This window comes from Skermanella aerolata KACC 11604, from assembly GCF_000936425.1.
In the GTDB taxonomy this organism is placed as follows: domain Bacteria; phylum Pseudomonadota; class Alphaproteobacteria; order Azospirillales; family Azospirillaceae; genus Skermanella; species Skermanella aerolata.
Window position 1 is genome coordinate 482,986 of record NZ_AVFK01000001.1, and the last position, 17,896, is coordinate 500,881.

Consider the following 17,896-nt stretch of genomic DNA (forward strand, 5'->3'; position numbering starts at 1 on the left):
GGCATCAGGCACACGTAACGTTATCGACCGCTCGCCGGAGAAGCTGATGCCGCCGCGCGCAATCCCCGGCCAACTCGGAATAGCCACACCGTTCGAGGAACTCGTCGGTCGTTCCGAAACCGAGATGAATGCTGAATTCGCCGACTACGCCAAGCTGGGTGTGGACTGGCTCCGTACCGACTTCCGCTGGCACTATGCCCAGCCAGACGGAGCCGGCGGCTACACGTGGGCACCGTTCGAAAAGCTGGTCGATGCCGCTGTCCGGTATGATATCAAGGTCGTAGCTATCCTTCACGATCCGCCCGACTGGATCGGCGACAGGGGCGGCATGAACTCCCCTGCCAATGTGGATGCTTTTGGCAAATTCGCCGAGGCGGCCGCAGTGCGATTCAAGGGTAAGGTCCAGCACTGGGAAATCGGCAACGAGCAGAACCTCTACAATTCGCAAAGCCTTCCCGACGTCGCTGCCTACACCCAGTCGCTGAAATCGGCTTATCGGGCAATCAAAAGCGTCGATCCCCAATCTATCGTGATATCTGGCGGCTTGTCGCCCGTCCCGAAGTCTTCGGGAGGCAATGTGAGTGCCGTCGAGTTCCTTCAGAAAATGTATGCCAGCGGCGCTGGCGCATATTTCGATGCGCTGGGTTACCACCCGTATTCATGGCCATTGCAGCCCGATGATCCAGCCTCCTGGAACGGCTGGAAAATGATGAAATTGGCTATCCGGGAAACCATGGTCGAAAACGGTGACGCAGCCAAACAGATATGGATCACGGAAATGGGCGCTCCGACCAAGGGGGGCGCCAAAGCCGTTTCCGAACAAGCGCAAGCCTATATGCTCCAGAAGGCAGCCGATCTGGCTCATAGCTATTCCTGGGCAGGTCCATTGATGTGGTACTCGTACAAGGACCGCGGCGGCGACCGGCGCGATACCGAGAACTGGTTCGGCCTGATCCGCCCGGATGGCACACACAAGCCGATATACAAGGTATTCCAGGACATTGCGAAGCATGAAACCGCCGATCCTTCTGCTCACCCGATACCGCCGCGAAAGCCGAAATACTCCCCGGTCGGCGATACCGGCGAACTGAACCTTCGCGACGGCGGCACGGTCATCGCGTGCTCACACGTTCAGCAATTCGTCACCGAGTCGGCCTGGGTCTTGGAGGGCAGGGACCTCGTACCCCGTCGGGGAAAGGACAGCGGCGCGACTTGCATCCAGGGGATCGCCTCCGCCGGTCCCCTGGACCCCGTCGCCTTCGATCCAGCGGCTATCGGCGATCCCGGATCATAGCCGAACGCCCGCCGGAACGTCGCCGCGTAGGGTCGTCCGGTACAACGTCCGGCGCAGATGGGGCGGTCAGTTCGGGCCGCAACGCGCTGGCGGCCTGCTGCTTGCGGTTCCGGGAACCGTAGTCATGGACGGCCTGCAACCCGTCGATCCGGTCGCGAAGGTCCTCCGGCAGGCTATCGTAGGCGCCGAACATCGTGGCGAACAAGGTATCGCCTTCCTGTTCCGGCAGCTCCTGGGCATGCAGCAGCGATCCCAGGCTGGGCTCGCGAAGATAAGACAGGTCGGAATGCCCGTAGCGGCTGGCATCGGCAAGGCCGATTGGCTTGCCTTCCTGAAGCACAAATACACGACTAAACTGATCGTGATAATGTAGTTGATTGACGCTGCGCGGGGCGGCACCATCTACGGCACCGGTTCCACGGACTTCAGGTCCGTGCCGAGCCGGCGCGGTGAACCGGCAGTCTGGGAGCAGGGAAGCGCCTATGGGAACAATCCAGCGGGAACACCGCATCGGCATCATCGGGGCCGGTTTCACCGGGACCCTGCTTGCCGTCCATCTCTTGCGGCAGGCGGAGACGCCGACGCACCTTTTCCTGGTCGAGCGGCGAGGAGACTTCGGGCGGGGCGTCGCCTACTCGACCGGCAACGACGCTCACCTGTTGAACGTCCGGGCCTTCAACATGAGCGCCTATCCCGACGATCCCCGGCATTTCCTGAAATGGCTTTGGGCACGGGACGACCCCAGGAGCCCCGCCAACGCGATCCCGCCTAGCGGTCACGCCTTCGTGTCGCGCGGCCTCTACGGCACATACATCCAGGAACAGTTCGCAACTGCCGTTCGCGAAGCGGCGGGCCACGTCACCTGCTCTACGCTGGGCGACGATGTCGTGGACCTGCGCCGCCGACCCGAAGGCGGCTTCGTCCTCCGTCTCGCCTGCTCCACCGAGATAGAGGTCGATACCGTGGCCCTCTGCATCGGCAATTTCCCGCCGGCGCTGCCGGGCGGCGTGTGCCCGGAGGGGGCAAGAAGCCCATTCTACATCGGCGATCCCTGGAATGCCCCCGAGATCGCCGGGATTCCGCCGGATGCGCCGGTGCTGGTGCTCGGCACCAGCCTGACCACTGCCGACCTCGTGATCTCGCTCCAGCGGAACGGCCATCGCGGGCCGATCACGGCGCTGTCCCGCCGGGGATTGCTGCCGACGACCCATAAGGAAGCGCGCTCCTATCCCGGTTACGTCGACGACTTCCTGGCGGACGACGCACCGCCGTTGCGCGTGCTCGACCTGCTCCGCCGTGTCCGGCGCGAAGTCATCGTCGGTGCCCACGCCGGTTACGACTGGCGCAGCGTGCTCGATGCCCTGCGCCCGAATCTGCGCCGCTTGTGGCGCCGTCTGCCCGACGCGCAACGCCGCCGATTCCTGCGCCATCTCAGGCCCTACTGGGACATCCACCGCCATCGCATGGCGCCGGAGGTGGCAAGCCTCCTGGACAAGCTCCAGCTGGAAGGGCGGCTGACATTCCAGCGCGGTCGGCTGCGGACCCTGCGCCCGACCCCCGGCGGACTGGTTCCCGTCGTGACGCCGCACGGGGCTTCGGAGGAGACCGAACTTGCGGCGGGCTGGGTCATCAATTGTTCCGGCCCGGCCTGCGACTACGCCCGCATCGGTCATCCCCTAGTCCGCAGCCTGCTGGACGGTGGCCTCGCCCGGCCGGATGCACTCGGGCTCGGCCTCGACGTGACCGACCATTCCGTCGTCATCGGAGCCGATGGGAGCCCGACGGAGGGACTCTATGCATTGGGGCCGGTCACTCGCGGGGCCTTCTGGGAAATCACCGCCGTTCCCGAACTGCGCGTCCAGTGCGCGGAGATCGCACGCCGGCTTCACCCAGCCTATCCGGAGCTGGAGACCTGAAACGGCTGCACCGACCAACGGTTCATGCCCATCCGTGGGGTGCCGTGATGACGGAATGGCAATTCACGCTAATTTAAAACGAATGGTAGAGTGTGGCCAATTCGATTTCCTGTCATCCCAGGGAACATCGTCATGGCCAAGAACATCTGCATCTTCTCGGACGGCACCGGACAGGGCGGAACCGCCAAGGGCGCCGACAACACCAATGTCTACCGGCTGTATCAGGCCTGCTGCTGCGACGATCCTTCCACCCAGGTCTGCTTCTACGATGCCGGCTTGGGCGCGCGGGCGGACGGCGCGGGGAAGTGGATGCGCTGGATCCACGACACCCTGTCCCAGGCTACCGGACTGGGCATCTCGCAGAACATAAAGGACTGCTACGATGCGGTGATCCAGCATTACGAGCCGGGCGACCGCATCTTCCTGTTCGGCTTTTCCAGGGGCGGCTACACTGTCCGCAGCCTGGGCGGCGTCCTGAAGCTGTGCGGCGTTCCCGGAACGGATGCCGGCGGCCGGCAGGCCCGCACGTCGAAGGACGTTCGCCGGGAACTGGTCGAGGAAGCGGTCGAGAAGGTCTACAAGTCTTACGGATCGACCGACGAGCAGCGCCAGAAGCGGATATCCCTCGGCGCCGCGTTCCGTGCCCGCTATGCATCGGCCGAGGTCTCGCCCTACTTCATCGGGGTATGGGATACCGTCCGTGCTCTCGGACTGCCGGGATCAAGCAGCCTGTTCGGCTGGAGGCATGCTTTCCACGACGCTTCGCTGGACCCGCGGGTAAACTTCGCCCGGCAGGCTCTTTCGGTCGATGAAAACCGGGAAGTCTTCGAGCCGGTCATCTGGGAGGTAACGTCCGACGATCTGGCCACCAACCGCGTCAAGCAAGTCTGGTTCGCGGGCGTACACTCCGATGTCGGCGGCGGCTATTCCGACGATCGCGGCCTCGGCGACCTTTCGCTGGCCTGGATGATAAACGAAGCGACCTCGGTCGCACTGCCGCACAGGCTCGCCGTCGATCTGGGCAAACTCACGCCGGCGATGCGGCCCAGTCATCTGGGGCTCCAGCATGACGAGACCTTCAAGCCGGTGAGCTTATGGAGCAGGAAGACCCGCGAGGCTTTCCACAACGATCCGTTCGTCGAATGGGCGACCATCGACGATCCCAGCGTCAAGGATCGCTTCGAGATGAAAAGCGTACGGTGCGTCAGGGGCGAGGGCCCTTATCGCCCGCAAGCCCTTTCGGTACGCCCTCCCTGGAAAGAAAGTTACGAGAAAGCCGTTCAAGCCAAGCCTTGACCAATCCGGCAACCCAGTTTCGTCAGCTTTTCTGCCCAAAACCGGTAGAACTCCCGTGGCCATCCTACGTCAGGATGTGTTTGATGGGGCGGAAGCTGACGAGGAAAGAGAATGACTGAGACCACTACTTACGTGACCATCAGCGCCAACCCCCTCAAAGCGGTGACGCGGGCGATCGTAACAGCCGCCGGATCGAGCGCTCGGGAGGCCGATCTGGTAGCGGACCATCTTATCGAAGCCAACCTGACCGGCCATGACTCCCACGGCGTCGGCATGCTGCCGCGCTACATCGAAGTGTTCGTGGCCGGCGATCTGAAGGTCAACGAGCATGTGACGGTGGTCAACGACACCGGCGCGCTCCTGACGCTCGACGGCAATGCCGGCTTCGGCCAAGTCATGGGCTACGAAGCGATGGAGCATGGGATCGAGCGGGCCGCCCGGCACGGCGTCGCCGTCGTCGGGCTGTCCAACAGCCATCACATCGGCCGCATCGGGCATTGGGCCGAGCAGTGCATCAAGGCCGGTTACGTCTCGATGCACTATGTCAACGTCATCAGCGAACCGGTCGTGGCGCCGTTCGGTGGGCGCGACGCCCGCTTCGTGACCAACCCCTTCTGCGTCGGTATCCCGCGGCCGGGCGGCGAGCCGGTCCTGCTCGACTTCGCGACCAGCAGGATCGCCATGGGCAAGGTGCGCGTCGCCATGAACAAGGGCGAAAGGGTCAAGCCGGACACGCTGCTGGATCATCGCGGTGAAGCGACCGACGATCCCAGCGTGCTGTTCAAGGAGCCCTTGGGTGCTCTCCTACCGTTCGGCGAGCACAAGGGGTTCGGCATGGCCGTCGTCTGCGAACTTCTGGGAGGGGCCCTGTCCGGCGGCAGGACGCTGCACCGGAAACCCACCAGCCGGGCCATCATCAACAACATGCTGTCGATCATCATCGATCCGAACCGGCTGGGCACTGCCGCTAACCTGTCGGCGGAGACGGCGGAGTTCGTCCAGTGGGTCAAGCAGTCGCCGGTGGCCCAAGGCGTCGAACGCATTCGAATCGCCGGAGAGCCGGAGCGGGACAGCCGGGACCGGCGCGGTACGGAAGGCATTCCCGTCGATACGACCACCTGGAACGAGATCGTCGCGGCCGGCGAACAGTTGGGTCTGAAGCGGCCCGACATGGAGAGGCTGGCGCAGATCGCCTGATCGCACGGCGAAAATAGGGCTTCGCCGTGACATCGGCGGGGGAAATCGCTTCATCCCGGGCGGCGACAAGCGCCTTTGTCTTGCTCCCCGCCCAAACGAATGGCAATGGAATAGTCCGCTGCCATCCAAGGCAGACGCTTCAAAAAGGATTACAGTCATGAACCAGACAGACCTGATCGCGGCCGTCGCGGAGCGCGCCGGCCTGAGCAAGGCTGACGCAGGCAAGGCCCTGGAAGCGCTGGTCGGCACGATCACCGATTCGCTGAAGCAGGGTGACGAAGTTCGCATCTCCGGTTTCGGCACCTTCGGCGTTTCCGAGCGCGGCGAGCGCCAGGGCCGAAATCCCCAGACCGGTGAGCCGATCACCATCGGCGCATCCAAATCGGCCAAGTTCACGGCCGGCAAGGCCGTCAAGGAAGCGCTTAACGGCGATTGAGTCCGGGCTGCTGATCCTGACACTATCCGGCGGGCGCCGCAGTCCTGCTCGCCGGTTCCGGCTTAACCTGCATTAACGCACCGCTCCTCCTTAGCCACTACGATGCCCTGACGTTCCGCATGTCGATTCATGCATGACCGGAGGAGGGGCCATGGCTACGAAAAGGCTGGATGAGGAGGAGTGGGGCAGGTACTTCGACCAAGCCGCCGCGGCGCTTCGGGGCCGGAAGGCGACGGTCGAGGTCGTGGCGCCCGACATCGGCGCCCAGTTCGCGGCGGCAGGGCTGGATGTCGTCGGCATCACCTACGATCCCAAGGACAGGCTGCTCGAGATCGCTCTCGACGGCATGGATCACCTCATCCGCGATCCGCAGGAAATCTATGTGAAAGAAACCCCGCGCGGTCTGGACGTGGTCGAAGCGACCGACGCCGGTGGGCGAAAGCACATCATCCAGATCGCCGGCCCCTGAGCACGTAGGGTCGATCGACGCCGTTTTCTTCAACCGGATTGATGCCAGGATAGTGAGGGAGTAGAACGCCATGTTCATCAGGAAGATTTCAGGTCTCGCCACGGGAATGTTCGCGCTTTCCCTGCTCGCCGCCTGCGCCGGCAGCGAAACAAGCCGCGATGCGCAAGCTGACGACGCTTCGATGCTTCAGGTCACGAACGCGGCTGACCGCGCCACATCCGCTTCCGACCGGGCGGCAACCGCGGCCACGCGGGCGGAGCAGGCGGCCCAGCGGGCGGAAGCCGCCGCGAGCCGTGCCGACCAGTCGTTCCGGACGGGGCTGAGGAAGTAATCTAGCGCGTCACCGGGACCGGATAACCCAGACGCTGGACGCCGGCGGTACGCACCGCTTCCCAATCGACCACCGCCGCGCGTCCCCTTGTGGCATCCCGTACCCGCGCCTCCAGATCCTCCGGGATCTCCGAATCGAATACGCCTCGCTCTTCAAGCTGGTCCTGCTGCGCTCCGGTCGGATGGACCTCGACGAATAGGTCGCCGTCAATCCAGGCGAGCTTCACCGGCTGGTTCACCACGCGGACCGTCGTTCCGGGCCGGACAAGGTCGAACAGGGTCTCGACATCCCAGGGATACATCCTGATGCAGCCGCTGCTGGTCCGGCGCCCCACGCCATAAGGCTTGTCGGTTCCGTGGATCAGGTATCGCGGCCACCCCAAATATATCGCCCTGCTGCCCAGCGGGTTGTCGGGTCCGGCCGCCACCCTGACCGGCAGCCATGGTTTCTCTCGCCTGATCGAGGCCGGTGGGTACCAGCTCGGGTCCTTGGTCTTCCGGACGGCGCTGGTCCGGCCGACCGGCGTAGCCCGCCCCTCGCGCCCGATCCCAATCGGCCAGCTCAGGACCTCTCCACGCCCCGGCACGGCATCGAACAGGTACAGGCGCATATCGGCCAGATTGATGACGATGCCGGTTTCCGGCGCGTCGGGCAGCAGATGCCTTCGGGGAAGATAGATCCGTGTCCCCGCTCCCGGCGCCCAGACGTCCACGCCGGGATTCGCACCCAGAAGTTCCAGGAACCCCAATCCCTTGTCGATAGCGATGTCCACCAGCGTATCGGCCTCGTCCGCTACGTGGATGCCCGTCGTCCCGATCGCGCCCCCGGCGAAAGCCGGCTGCCGGATCAGAGGCAACATTGCCAAAGCGGCAATGGCCGCTATCATCGGCACCGTCAGGCGCATGGATCTTCGGTCATGATGACGTCAAGGGCGGTCAACTTCTTCGCCTCGCTCCTCGTTCTGGTCTTCCTCGTCCCGTCGCTCCCGGCCTCATACGCCGCGGAGCGCAAGGCGGACCTGATCGTCGTCCACAAGCAGCAGCGGATCATGAGGCTGCTCAGCGGCGGCGACCTGATCCGGCAGTATCCGATCGCCCTCGGCTTCGATCCGCACGGCCCTAAACGGCGGGAGGGCGACGGCCGCACCCCGGAAGGCGCCTATAGGATCGACTGGCGCAATCCCGACAGCGCCTTTCATCTGTCGCTGCACATCGATTACCCCCAGCCCTCCGACGTAACGGCTGCCGGAACTTCCGTCGATCCCGGCCGCGACATCATGATACACGGTCTGCCGAACGGCTTCACCGCCGATCGGATCGGCCACCCCGCCAACGATTGGACCAACGGCTGCATCGCGGTAACGGACAGCGAGATCGAAGAGATATGGCGTCTGGTGGACGACGGCACCACCATACTCATTCTAAGCCGTTAACGCCTATCCGGTCCCGTAGGCTTTACCCGTTGTTAAGATTGTATTCCTGAACATCGTTCGATACTGTGTGCTGCGCAACCCGCCGGGATCTTCGAAACCGTGAATCAACGCACCTTGGAAACGCAATGCCCGTCATTCCGAAAATAGTGACCTTCACCCGTGAGATAGTGACCTTTTGGGCGATATAGTGACCTTTGATGACGAACCGGCGAAATTCCGGTGATCGTCATCTTCTCAGCAGGGAGGTCAGACGTTTGATCAGCATCTGTTCGGGGAGACCGAGGAGGTCCTTGCCTTCCTCTACGATCAGCCGTTCCCTGGCCTGGGCACTCAGCGCCTGCCGGATATCGCCCAACACGCGAGGCGGCGCCACAAGTACCAGAGTATCGAACAGTCCCTGTGCAGCGGCCCGGTTGACCAGTTCGGCAATCGCAACCTCGAACCGTAGCTTCGCTGCCTCGTGGGGATCGGCTTTCCCATCTACGGCATGCCGGGACGGGGAAGCGCTCTCATAACTCCGGCCGGGCCGGTCGCTGACAAGGTCGTGGCCGGGCGTTTGTACTTCGGCTGACTTCTCGTCGATGACGACTTCAAAATGACGGTGATCCGAGGATCGGCGCTGGAGAATGCGGGTCCTGCCGCCATCGGCCAGGACGAACCAGATCGTACCGCGCTTGTTCATGTCTGCTCCCTGCTGCCGACACCCTGGATTCCCCGGCGATTGCACAGCTTCCTCCTCTCCTCGGCATTAACCTGGATCAGGGTTACCTCCAGCGGAGGCGGGGCCGATCATTGGGCTGGTTTTGATACGAAGCAATGACCGCTCGGCCATCGGTCCTTCAGCCTATAGGCGGATCGAGACAGTTCATGGCAATGAGAAACGAAAGGTGATTATCCCTATGACGGTGATGATAAAATCTCTGTGTTTTCAATGATTTGTTATTGCTTTCTCTTGGACTATCCCCTTTGAATAATAGACGCGTACTGCACAAAAAACATAAAATTATTTTAAGGAAGAACGAGAGAACTTATAAGTTCCTGTTAAAGAAAAGAGAGATGATGAAATCTCTGTTCGAATCACCAAGGACGTCTTTCAGTACTTCCAAACATGACCTGCGGGATCGTCAAAAATCTTGTTCTTCCATGTATGGTTTTATCCGCATGGGCAGGAGGCCATCATGAACGGCAATTCCGCAGGGATATCGTCGGGTGCAGGACCGGTGCGCCACGCCATGGTGTCATGTTCCCGCCGCCCGCCCGCCGGACGGGGGCCGTATTGCAGGACTTGCTTGGCCTGGGATCAAAGCCTGTGCCGTCAGATAGCCGGGAGCGACTTCGACCGGCTGTTTCCCAACGGCATACGCTACCAGACGCGCGAGGCGGGCGTAGCGCTGTTCCATCAGGGGCAGCCTTTCGATCAGGTGCTGATCATCCGGAGCGGCTGGGTGCTGACCTACAAGGTGTTCCAGGACGGTCAGCGCCAGATCATCCGTTTCGCGCTGCCGGGCGACCTGATCGGTTTCGAAGGCGATGACACCTCCGGAATGGCCTACACGGCCGAGGCCCTCTCGGACGTCACCCTGTGCAGCTTCAAGCGCTCGTTGTTCTACGGCGTCTGCTCCAGTTCGCCTCAAATGGCGATGAACTTCGCGGCGGCAGTCACCCGCGAGGCTCTGGCCGCCTGGAACCACGTCGGAGCGCTGGGGCAGCAGTCGGCGATGGGCCGGGTCGCGAACCTGCTGCTCGACCTGCATCGCCGGGCAGTAGCCCAGTGCGGAGCGGATGGCCCGGCGGTCCGGCTCCCGATCAATCAGATCCATATCGCCGACGCCACGGGGCTTACCTCGGTCCACGTTTGCCGCACTCTGAAGCAGATGAAGCTGGAACGCCTGCTGGAGTTCGGCAAGGGACAACTCGTCCTGCTCGACCCGGAACGCCTTGCCGAGATCGCCCAGCTCGATCCGGAAGTAGAGCTGTACCAGCCACCCCTGGCAGTGGCTTGAGGGAAGCGACGGCAAGGACCGGCAATGGAGGTTGCGGCAATGGAGGTTGCGAATGCGCAGGATTCTTCTGGTGGCAGCTCTGCCGGTTATGATGGCGATGCTCGGCACGGCCGCGCTGGCCGCCACCGATGGGCCGGGGCAGCCGGGCTATGGACGCGGCTTGGCCGGGGATCTTTGCGGCGATTGTCACATCGTCTCTCCCGACCAGCACTATGACGGACAGATCGGACCCAACCTGATCGAGCGCGTGCGGGAGCCCGAGATCACCGAACTGGCCCTCCGCAGCTACTTGCAGACCACCCATCCCGTCATGCCGAACATCATGCTGACACGGGAACAGGCCGACGACGTCATCGCCTACCTGCTGACCTTCAAGGGCAAACCCAAATGACCGCTCCGTTCCTGAAGGCGGTACCGTTCCTCCTGGCGATGGCCATCGCCGGCAGTAGCCCGGCATGGGCGGCCGATCCGGCCGAAGGCCGCAGGATCGCCGAGAGCTGGTGCTCCTCCTGCCACGTGGCGGCCGATCGTGGACCCGGGACCGACGCCGTTCCCACCCTGCAACGCATCGCCGCCGATCCGCGCCGCGATCCCGGATGGCTTCGCCAATGGCTGAACGATCCGCATCCGCCGATGCCCGACCTAAACCTTTCGCATGCGGAGATCGAGAACGTCGTCGCCTATCTGCAAACGCTCGCCCGCTGAACGTCCCGCCCTTAACTTGTATCAACCGCCTTAGACGACGGCTTGTTAGTATTTCCCCAAGTGCCCGATCAAGGGCGCGCACCAGAATACGGGGGAAACATGCCGCAGATGAAAGCCGCCATCTTCGTCGAGCCCGGACGGATCGTGCTCGAGCAGAAACCTGTCCCGGACGTCGGTCCGATGGATGCCCTGGTCCGCATCACGACGACCACCATCTGCGGCACCGACGTCCATATCCTCAAGGGCGAGTATCCCGTAGCACGCGGATTGACGGTCGGGCACGAACCGGTCGGCGTGATCGAGAAGCTGGGATCGGCCGTCCAGGGCTACGCCGAGGGCCAGCGCGTCATCGCAGGCGCCATCTGCCCCAGCGGCCACAGCCACGCCTCGCTGTGCGGTTTCCACTCGCAAGACGGTGCCGGGACCCGGCACGGCTGGAAGCCGCTCGGCGGCTGGCGTTTCGGCAACACCATCGACGGCTGCCAGGCCGAGTACGTGCTGGTGCCGGACGCCATGGTCAACTTAGCCCCGGTCCCGGACGGCCTGACCGACGAGGAAGTCCTGATGTGCCCGGACATCATGTCCACCGGCTTCGCGGGCGCCGAACGGGCAGGGATCAAGATCGGCGACACCGTCGCGGTATTCGCCCAAGGACCCATCGGCCTGTGCGCCACGGCAGGGGCCAAGCTGTGCGGCGCCACGACCGTGATCGGGGTCGATACCGTGCAGGCCCGCATGGAAGCGTCCCGCCGCATGGGAGCCGACATAACGGTCGACTTCAAGGCGGGCGATCCGGTCGATCAGATCATGCGGATCACCGACGGACGCGGCGTCGATGTCGCGATCGAGGCGCTTGGCACCCAGGCCACCTTCGAAGCCTGTCTGCGCGTGCTGCGCCCCGGCGGCACCCTCTCCAGCCTCGGCGTCTATTCCAGCGACCTCAAAATCCCGCTCGGACCCTTCGCCGCCGGGCTGGGCGACCACACGATCGTCACGTCCCTGTGCCCCGGCGGCAAGGAGCGGATGCGCCGCCTCCTGAACGTCGTCGCCTCCCACCGCGTGGATCTCCGCCCGATGGTCACCCACCGCTTCAAGCTGGACGACATCGAGGCCGCCTACGACCTGTTCTCGCACCAGCGCGACGGCGTGCTCAAGGTCGCCATCACTCCCTGAGCACACGACCCGCAGCACGCCGCCCCGCCAGCACCCGCACCGAAGCTTAATGCGCCATCAAAACCGGCACATCCATATAGTCGAGCACGGTGCGGGTCGCCCCGCCAAGCACCCACTCCCGCAGGCGTGACCGCCCGTAGGCACCCATCACGACAAGGTCCGCCTTGCTTGCCCGCGCCGCCTCCAGAATCGCCGTCCCCGCGTCGCTCCCGGCGGCGTCGGTCTTCCGGATTTCCGCCTCGACACCGTGGCGTTTCAGATACGCCCCGATGTCGAGCAGCGGCCCGGACGCTGCCGGGACCTTCTCGCGCTGCTCGCTGCCTATCAGCACCACGACATGATCGGCCTCGGCGATCAGCGGCATCGCGCCCATCACGGCGTCTGCTGCCTGGGCGCTGCCATTCCAGGCGATCAGGATGCGCCGCCCAGGGTCGAGGAAGGGGCCGGTGGACGGAACGGCCAGGATCGGACGCCCGCCCGGCATGGTCACCATCCGCTCGACCACGCCCCAGCCCTCGTCCGGTTCGGTCTTGCCGACGACGACGATGTCCTGAAGCCGGCTCGCCATGGCGATCAGGTCGGCCGCTTCACCCTCGCAGGTCACCCAGTCGAACTGGACGCCCTCGCGCTGCGCCAGCGCGCGGATACGTTCTTGCGCCTGAGCCGCTGCGGCATAATCACGCTCGACCAAGCCTTGCAGCGGAGCCGATTTCTCGGTAAGGATCTGCTTGAAGCGCGCGACATCCTCCAGCGCGTAGAGGCATGTTACCCGCGCGTCGAAACGCCCGCCAAGCCGCAAGGCGACTTCGACAGGTTCGATGGAACCGTACGGCCGGACATGTACGAGAATGTCTTGGTAGGTCATCGCCGCCACTCCCTCTCGAATTTTTAGTTTTGAATCGCGACGCTTCGCGATCTGGATGACCGATGGTCTGCCCGCATACTTCGTTATGCATTGACCTGGATCATGTATTTGTCCCTCGACCAAAGAATTGGTCAGGGGAACAATCCAATGCGCAATCGCCAGCGTGTTCGGCCTCGGTTACCATGACACGGTAAGACGCAAAACAAGAACAGTTCAAACGGGAGGAATCGAGCCATGAGGAGACTGTCATCGGCTGTCTTCAGGGTAGCCGCGGCCTTTCTGGTCGCGACGATTACTGTGTGCGGCGCAGCATCAATTTCGCAGGCGCAAGATAAGGTCCGTATCGCCTTCCTGGTCAAGAACCTCGGCAACCGCTTCTTCGACGCGGTGCGCGACGGCGGGACGGAAGCGGCCAAGGAACTGGGCAACGTCGAGATCATCTATGTCGGCCCGACCTCCGCCACCGCCGAGGGGCAGATCGAGATCATCAACTCCCTGATGGCGCAGCGGGTCAACGCCATCGCCATCTCCGCCAACGACACCAACGCCCTGATTCCCGCCACCAAGCGGGCGATGGACCGGGGCATCAAGGTCGTCTCCTTCGACAGCGCGATCGCGTCCGAAGGCCGCATCATCCAGGTCGATCCGTCCGAGACCAAGCTGATCGGCGCCAAGCAGGTCCAGATGATGGCCGACGCCATGGGCGGGGAGGGCGAGTTCGCCATCCTCAGCGCTGCATCCACCATGACGAACCAGAACAACTGGATCGCCGCCATGAAAGAGGAACTGAAGGACCCGAAATACGCCAAGATGAAGCTGGTCACCACCGCCTATGGCGACGACCAGTCGGACAAGAGCTACCGCGAGACTTTGGGCCTGTTCAAATCCTACCCAAACCTCAAGGGCATCATCTCGCCGACCTCCATCGGCATCGTTGCCGCCGCCAAGGCCGTGACCGACCAAAACCTCGTCGGCAAGGTGTACGTAACGGGCTTGGGCCTGCCGTCGGAAATGAAGGCCGCCGTCGAGGCCGGGGCCACCAAGTCCTTCGCGATCTGGAACCCGATCGACCTTGGCTACACCACGACGCAGATCGCCTACAACCTGATCAAGGGCACCGTGAAGGGCGTTCCCGGCGATGAAGTTCCAGCCGGACGCATGGGCAAGGTCAAGGTCGGTCCCGACGGCGTCGTCGTCATGGCCGAGCCCTTCACCTTCGACAAGTCGAACGTCGCCGAATACGCCAAGGTGTTCTAAAGCATGGAGATCCTCGCGCTGTCCGGGGTTTCCAAAAGCTTCCCCGGCGTCAAGGCGCTCGACGACGTCCGGCTCAGCCTGCGGGCCGGAGAAGTCATGGCGCTGGTTGGAGAGAACGGCGCCGGCAAGTCCACCCTCGTCAAGATCCTGACCGGGATCGAAAAGCCGGACGCCGGGGAGATCCTGATCGACGGCGCTCCGGTCGATTTCGGCTCGCCCTTTGACGCATGGCGGGCCGGGATCACCGCTATCCACCAGGAAACCGTGATGTTCGACGACCTGACCGTCGCCGAGAACATTCACATGGGCCATCACCCCACGCTGGGGCGCGGCCCTTTCCGGCGGTTCGTGGACTGGCGGGCCATGAGGGCGCACACGAGCGCCGTCCTGGCTCGGCTGGAGGTCAACATCTCGCCCGATACCGTGCTCCGCGAACTGACAGTGGCGCAGAAGCACATCGTCGGCATCGCCAAGGCGCTGTCGCACGATTCGCGCATCGTCATCATGGACGAGCCGACGGCCGCCCTGTCCCAGCACGAGATCGGCGAGCTTTACAAGATCGTCGCCCAGCTCAAGGCGGCTGGTAAGGCTGTTCTCTTCATCAGCCACAAGTTCGACGAGCTCTTCGCCATCGCCGACCGCTGGACCGTGCTGCGCGACGGCCGCTTCATCGGAGCGGGCACGATCGGCGACGTCACGCGCGACGAATTGGTGACGATGATGGTCGGGCGCAGGCTGGACCAGGTGTTCCCCAAGGTCACCGTCCCCATAGGGGAAACAGTTCTTGAAGTCGAAGACCTATCCCACCCGACCGAGTTCGACGGCATCAGCTTCAAGCTTGGCAGGGGCGAGATCCTGGGCTTCTACGGGCTGGTCGGCGCCGGGCGGAGCGAGGCGATGCAGGCCCTGTTCGGCATCACCCGCCCCAGTCGGGGTCGGGTCAGGATCGCAGGGCGGGAGATCACCGTCCGAAACCCCTCGGACGCGATCCGCGCCGGCATCGCCTATGTGCCGGAAGACCGGCAGATCCAGGGCGCCATCCTGCCCATGAGCATCACCGAGAACATCACGCTGCCGATGGTCGACCGCGTCAACGGCGGTCCCGTGCTGCGGCCGAAGCGGGAACGGGCATTGGCCCGCCGCTTCGGCGAGCGGTTGGCAGTCAAGGCGACCCACTGGGACCAGCCGGTCGCCAACCTGTCCGGCGGCAACCAGCAGAAGGTGCTGATCGCCAAATGGCTGGCGACCGACCCGGCGGTCATCATCCTGGACGAGCCGACCAAGGGGATCGACGTCGGCTCCAAGGCCGCCGTCCACGAGTTCATGGGTGAACTGGTGAAGAGCGGTCTGGCGGTGATCCTTGTATCGTCGGAACTGCCGGAGATCCTGGGGATGTCCGACAACATCATCGTTATGCATGAAGGCCGCATCCGCCGGCGCTTCCGACGGGCCGAAGCAACGGCGGAAGCCGTCGTCACCGCCGCCACGGGAGGGGCCTGACTTTATGGACCTGACCGCTCTGGCACGCCGCCGCGAGGTCGTGCTGCTTGTCCTGATCGCTTTGCTGCTGGCGGCGGTCGGGGCGCGGGCTCCCGTCTTCCTCACTCCCGCCAGCCTGGGCGACGTGCTGACCGACACCGCCATCCTGCTGATGCTGGCCTGCGGCCAGATGGCGGTGATCCTGACGCGGGGCATCGACCTGTCGGTGGCAAGCAACATGGCGTTCACCGGCATGTGTACCGCCCTGCTGTCGAAGTACCATCCGGAACTGCCCATCGCCGTAACCCTGGCGCTGGCTCCGCTGATCGGCTTCTGCCTGGGCGCCGTCAACGGCGCGCTGATAGCCTGGGTCAAGATCCCGCCCATCGTCGTGACGCTGGGCACGCTGAGCGCCTATCGCGGCATGATCTTCATCCTGAGCGGCGGCGCCTCCGTCGTGACGCACGAGTTCAGCCGGCCCTACCTGGACTTCCCGCGCCAGAGCCTGTTCGGTGTCTCGGCCCTGCTCTGGATCGCGTTGGTGGTCTGCGCCGGGATGGCAGTGTTCCTGAACTTTAGCCGGACCGGACGGTCGCTCTATGCGGTCGGCGGCAACCCGCTGGCGGCCCGCTATGTCGGCATCGGGATCGAGCGCTGCCAGTTCCTGGTCTACTGCCTGTCCGGGGCCATCGCCGGGCTGTGCGGCTACCTCTGGGTTTCCCGCTACGCCATCGCCTTCACCGAAGTGGCATTCGGCTACGAACTGACGGTGATCGCCGCCTGCGTGATCGGCGGCGTCAGCGTCGCGGGCGGCATCGGGTCGGTGTCCGGCTGCCTGCTGGGCGGGCTGTTCCTGGGGATCATCGGCAATGCGCTGCCGGTCATCCAGGTCTCGCCGTTCTGGCAGATGGCGATTTCCGGCTTCGTCATCCTGTGCGCCGTCATCGTCAATTCCCGTAGCGAAGCCCGCAAGGGCAAGCTGATCCTACGCGAAACCGAGCCGCCGGTTCCCGCACCCCTTCAAGTCCGTCCGGAGACACCTTCATGACGTCACTTCGCTACGAGGTCGCCGACCGCCGCAAGGCGGCCGCCGCCGATTTCTGGCTCCGCTGGGAAGTGCTGCTGCTGGTGCTCTTGGGCATCGTGATGCTGGTGAACAGCCGGCTGTCACCGTGGTTTCTCGACTACTACAACCTGCTGGATTCGACCTTCAACTTCAGTGAGAAGGCGATCATGGCCCTGTCCATGACGCTGATCATCGTGACGCGGGACATCGACCTGTCGGTCGCCTCGATCATCGCGTTGGCGTCCGTGTTCATGGGGCTGGCGGCCCAGGCGGGTGCGGGAGTGCCGCTGCTGGTGCTGATCGGGCTCGCGACCGGGTTGCTGGCGGGCTTCGCCAACGGTGCGATCATCACCCGGTTCCAGATCCCCGCCATCGTCGTGACCATCGGCACCATGTCGCTGTTCCGGGGCATCGCCTATGTCGTGCTCGGAGACACCGCGATTACGTCGTACCCGGCCGGGTTCTCCTGGTTCGGACAGAGCTATCTGGTGTGGTCGATCCCGTTCGAGTTCGTCTTGTTCCTGGTGCTCGCCGCCGTATTCGGCTTCGTGCTGCACTTCACGACGACGGGCCGGCGGATCTACGCCATCGGCAACAACCCGGTCGCGGCGCGCTTCTCCGGCATTCCCGTGGACCGCTACCGGCTGGTGCTGTTCACCCTCAACGGCCTGATGGCGGGCTTGGCCGCCGTGCTGCTGACGTCGAGGATCGGCAGCACGCGACCGAACATCGCGGCGGGTTGGGAATTGGAAGTGATAACCATGGTGGTGCTCGGCGGCGTCAGCATCATGGGCGGTTCCGGCACGATCTCCGGCGTCTTCATTGCCGTGTTCGTGCTGGGGATGATGACGTTCGGCCTGTCGCTGATGAACGTGCCCGGCATCGTGATGAGCGTTTTCGTCGGCGTATTGCTGATCGCCTCGATCGCGGTGCCGATCCTGATCCGCCGGATGCTGCGGCGATAACCATAAGAAACG

General features: G+C 63.8%; 20 protein-coding genes. 16 read left to right on the top strand and 4 right to left on the bottom strand.

What is annotated here, in order from left to right:
• Positions 1 to 46: 46 nt before the first annotated feature.
• A complete protein-coding gene (locus tag N826_RS02150) occupies positions 47 to 1,294 on the top strand; it encodes a family 1 glycosylhydrolase (RefSeq protein WP_044425637.1) in 1,248 nt (415 codons plus the stop codon).
• Here the strand turns inward: N826_RS02150 and N826_RS02155 are convergent.
• Positions 1,272 to 1,814 (bottom strand): TauD/TfdA family dioxygenase, encoded by a 543-nt coding sequence (locus N826_RS02155; RefSeq protein WP_084720447.1) that lies wholly within the window; start codon positions 1,812 to 1,814, stop codon positions 1,272 to 1,274. The genes N826_RS02150 and N826_RS02155 overlap by 23 nt on opposite strands.
• On the opposite strand from N826_RS02155, the gene N826_RS02160 reads away from it, so the two are divergent.
• The 6 genes from N826_RS02160 (at position 1,777) to N826_RS02185 (ending at position 6,939) form a co-directional block, all read left to right on the top strand.
• Positions 1,777 to 3,210, top strand: a complete 1,434-nt coding sequence (locus N826_RS02160; RefSeq protein WP_044425638.1) for an FAD/NAD(P)-binding protein — start codon at positions 1,777 to 1,779, stop codon at positions 3,208 to 3,210. The genes N826_RS02155 and N826_RS02160 overlap by 38 nt on opposite strands.
• 132 nt (positions 3,211 to 3,342) lie before the next feature.
• The gene (locus N826_RS02165; protein WP_052830761.1) at positions 3,343 to 4,506 is read left to right on the top strand and encodes a DUF2235 domain-containing protein; all 1,164 of its coding nucleotides are present in this window, start codon (positions 3,343 to 3,345) and stop codon (positions 4,504 to 4,506) included.
• 111 nt (positions 4,507 to 4,617) lie between these two features.
• A complete protein-coding gene (locus N826_RS02170; protein ID WP_044425639.1) occupies positions 4,618 to 5,703 on the top strand; it encodes a malate/lactate/ureidoglycolate dehydrogenase in 1,086 nt (361 codons plus the stop codon).
• Positions 5,704 to 5,860: 157 nt separating this feature from the next.
• Positions 5,861 to 6,139 carry an HU family DNA-binding protein gene (locus N826_RS02175; protein ID WP_044425641.1) on the top strand — a complete coding sequence of 93 codons (279 nt, stop codon included), beginning with the start codon at positions 5,861 to 5,863 and terminating at the stop codon, positions 6,137 to 6,139.
• 151 nt (positions 6,140 to 6,290) lie between these two features.
• On the top strand, positions 6,291 to 6,608 hold the full coding sequence (locus N826_RS02180; RefSeq protein ID WP_044425643.1) for a DUF5335 family protein: 318 nt from the start codon (positions 6,291 to 6,293) through the stop codon (positions 6,606 to 6,608).
• Positions 6,609 to 6,678: 70 nt separating this feature from the next.
• Positions 6,679 to 6,939 (top strand): hypothetical protein, encoded by a 261-nt coding sequence (locus N826_RS02185; RefSeq protein ID WP_044425644.1) that lies wholly within the window; start codon positions 6,679 to 6,681, stop codon positions 6,937 to 6,939.
• Between the two features lies 1 nt (position 6,940).
• Here N826_RS02185 and N826_RS02190 read toward each other — a convergent pair whose 3' ends face one another.
• Positions 6,941 to 7,843: a L,D-transpeptidase family protein gene (locus tag N826_RS02190; protein WP_052830762.1), complete on the bottom strand. Its 903-nt coding sequence runs from the start codon at positions 7,841 to 7,843 to the stop codon at positions 6,941 to 6,943.
• Between the two features lie 12 nt (positions 7,844 to 7,855).
• Between N826_RS02190 and N826_RS02195 the strand changes: the two genes are divergently transcribed.
• Positions 7,856 to 8,371: a L,D-transpeptidase family protein gene (locus tag N826_RS02195; RefSeq protein WP_052830763.1), complete on the top strand. Its 516-nt coding sequence runs from the start codon at positions 7,856 to 7,858 to the stop codon at positions 8,369 to 8,371.
• Positions 8,372 to 8,597: 226 nt separating this feature from the next.
• On the opposite strand, the gene N826_RS02200 is transcribed toward N826_RS02195, so the two are convergent.
• Positions 8,598 to 9,053 carry a host attachment protein gene (locus N826_RS02200; RefSeq protein ID WP_052830764.1) on the bottom strand — a complete coding sequence of 152 codons (456 nt, stop codon included), beginning with the start codon at positions 9,051 to 9,053 and terminating at the stop codon, positions 8,598 to 8,600.
• 607 nt (positions 9,054 to 9,660) lie between these two features.
• Between N826_RS02200 and N826_RS02210 the strand changes: the two genes are divergently transcribed.
• The 4 genes from N826_RS02210 (at position 9,661) to N826_RS02225 (ending at position 12,252) form a co-directional block, all read left to right on the top strand.
• Positions 9,661 to 10,374: a Crp/Fnr family transcriptional regulator gene (locus N826_RS02210; RefSeq protein WP_044425646.1), complete on the top strand. Its 714-nt coding sequence runs from the start codon at positions 9,661 to 9,663 to the stop codon at positions 10,372 to 10,374.
• A 52-nt stretch (positions 10,375 to 10,426) separates the two neighbouring features.
• Positions 10,427 to 10,765: a cytochrome c family protein gene (locus N826_RS02215; RefSeq protein ID WP_044425647.1), complete on the top strand. Its 339-nt coding sequence runs from the start codon at positions 10,427 to 10,429 to the stop codon at positions 10,763 to 10,765.
• On the top strand, positions 10,762 to 11,079 hold the full coding sequence (locus tag N826_RS02220; RefSeq protein WP_044425648.1) for a c-type cytochrome: 318 nt from the start codon (positions 10,762 to 10,764) through the stop codon (positions 11,077 to 11,079). The genes N826_RS02215 and N826_RS02220 overlap by 4 nt, the downstream gene beginning before the upstream one ends.
• Positions 11,080 to 11,187: 108 nt before the next feature.
• Positions 11,188 to 12,252 (top strand): NAD(P)-dependent alcohol dehydrogenase, encoded by a 1,065-nt coding sequence (locus N826_RS02225; protein WP_244619382.1) that lies wholly within the window; start codon positions 11,188 to 11,190, stop codon positions 12,250 to 12,252.
• 46 nt (positions 12,253 to 12,298) lie between these two features.
• Here N826_RS02225 and N826_RS02230 read toward each other — a convergent pair whose 3' ends face one another.
• A complete protein-coding gene (locus N826_RS02230; RefSeq protein ID WP_052830765.1) occupies positions 12,299 to 13,117 on the bottom strand; it encodes a universal stress protein in 819 nt (272 codons plus the stop codon).
• A 234-nt stretch (positions 13,118 to 13,351) separates the two neighbouring features.
• Between N826_RS02230 and rhaS the strand changes: the two genes are divergently transcribed.
• The 4 genes from rhaS to N826_RS02250 are packed head-to-tail and all read left to right on the top strand — an operon-like array spanning position 13,352 to position 17,884.
• A complete protein-coding gene (gene rhaS, locus N826_RS02235) occupies positions 13,352 to 14,374 on the top strand; it encodes a rhamnose ABC transporter substrate-binding protein (protein WP_044425650.1) in 1,023 nt (340 codons plus the stop codon).
• A gap of 3 nt (positions 14,375 to 14,377) precedes the next feature.
• Complete coding sequence (locus tag N826_RS02240) at positions 14,378 to 15,874, top strand: sugar ABC transporter ATP-binding protein (RefSeq protein WP_044425652.1); 1,497 nt, start codon at positions 14,378 to 14,380, stop codon at positions 15,872 to 15,874.
• A 4-nt stretch (positions 15,875 to 15,878) separates the two neighbouring features.
• On the top strand, positions 15,879 to 16,901 hold the full coding sequence (locus N826_RS02245; protein ID WP_044425653.1) for an ABC transporter permease: 1,023 nt from the start codon (positions 15,879 to 15,881) through the stop codon (positions 16,899 to 16,901).
• Positions 16,898 to 17,884, top strand: coding sequence for an ABC transporter permease (locus N826_RS02250; protein ID WP_044425654.1), 987 nt, complete (start codon positions 16,898 to 16,900; stop codon positions 17,882 to 17,884). The genes N826_RS02245 and N826_RS02250 overlap by 4 nt, the downstream gene beginning before the upstream one ends.
• The last annotated feature ends 12 nt before the right edge of the window (positions 17,885 to 17,896 follow it).

Coding starts and splice junctions, on each gene's coding strand:
- N826_RS02150 (WP_044425637.1), top strand. CDS start 47: ATGCCGCCGCGCGCAATCCCCGGCCAACTCGGAATAGCCACACCGTTC.
- N826_RS02160 (WP_044425638.1), top strand. CDS start 1,777: ATGGGAACAATCCAGCGGGAACACCGCATCGGCATCATCGGGGCCGGT.
- N826_RS02155 (WP_084720447.1), bottom strand. CDS start 1,814: ATGATGCCGATGCGGTGTTCCCGCTGGATTGTTCCCATAGGCGCTTCC.
- N826_RS02165 (WP_052830761.1), top strand. CDS start 3,343: ATGGCCAAGAACATCTGCATCTTCTCGGACGGCACCGGACAGGGCGGA.
- N826_RS02170 (WP_044425639.1), top strand. CDS start 4,618: ATGACTGAGACCACTACTTACGTGACCATCAGCGCCAACCCCCTCAAA.
- N826_RS02175 (WP_044425641.1), top strand. CDS start 5,861: ATGAACCAGACAGACCTGATCGCGGCCGTCGCGGAGCGCGCCGGCCTG.
- N826_RS02180 (WP_044425643.1), top strand. CDS start 6,291: ATGGCTACGAAAAGGCTGGATGAGGAGGAGTGGGGCAGGTACTTCGAC.
- N826_RS02185 (WP_044425644.1), top strand. CDS start 6,679: ATGTTCATCAGGAAGATTTCAGGTCTCGCCACGGGAATGTTCGCGCTT.
- N826_RS02190 (WP_052830762.1), bottom strand. CDS start 7,843: ATGCGCCTGACGGTGCCGATGATAGCGGCCATTGCCGCTTTGGCAATG.
- N826_RS02195 (WP_052830763.1), top strand. CDS start 7,856: ATGATGACGTCAAGGGCGGTCAACTTCTTCGCCTCGCTCCTCGTTCTG.
- N826_RS02200 (WP_052830764.1), bottom strand. CDS start 9,053: ATGAACAAGCGCGGTACGATCTGGTTCGTCCTGGCCGATGGCGGCAGG.
- N826_RS02215 (WP_044425647.1), top strand. CDS start 10,427: ATGCGCAGGATTCTTCTGGTGGCAGCTCTGCCGGTTATGATGGCGATG.
- N826_RS02220 (WP_044425648.1), top strand. CDS start 10,762: ATGACCGCTCCGTTCCTGAAGGCGGTACCGTTCCTCCTGGCGATGGCC.
- N826_RS02225 (WP_244619382.1), top strand. CDS start 11,188: ATGAAAGCCGCCATCTTCGTCGAGCCCGGACGGATCGTGCTCGAGCAG.
- N826_RS02230 (WP_052830765.1), bottom strand. CDS start 13,117: ATGACCTACCAAGACATTCTCGTACATGTCCGGCCGTACGGTTCCATC.
- rhaS (WP_044425650.1), top strand. CDS start 13,352: ATGAGGAGACTGTCATCGGCTGTCTTCAGGGTAGCCGCGGCCTTTCTG.
- N826_RS02240 (WP_044425652.1), top strand. CDS start 14,378: ATGGAGATCCTCGCGCTGTCCGGGGTTTCCAAAAGCTTCCCCGGCGTC.
- N826_RS02245 (WP_044425653.1), top strand. CDS start 15,879: ATGGACCTGACCGCTCTGGCACGCCGCCGCGAGGTCGTGCTGCTTGTC.
- N826_RS02250 (WP_044425654.1), top strand. CDS start 16,898: ATGACGTCACTTCGCTACGAGGTCGCCGACCGCCGCAAGGCGGCCGCC.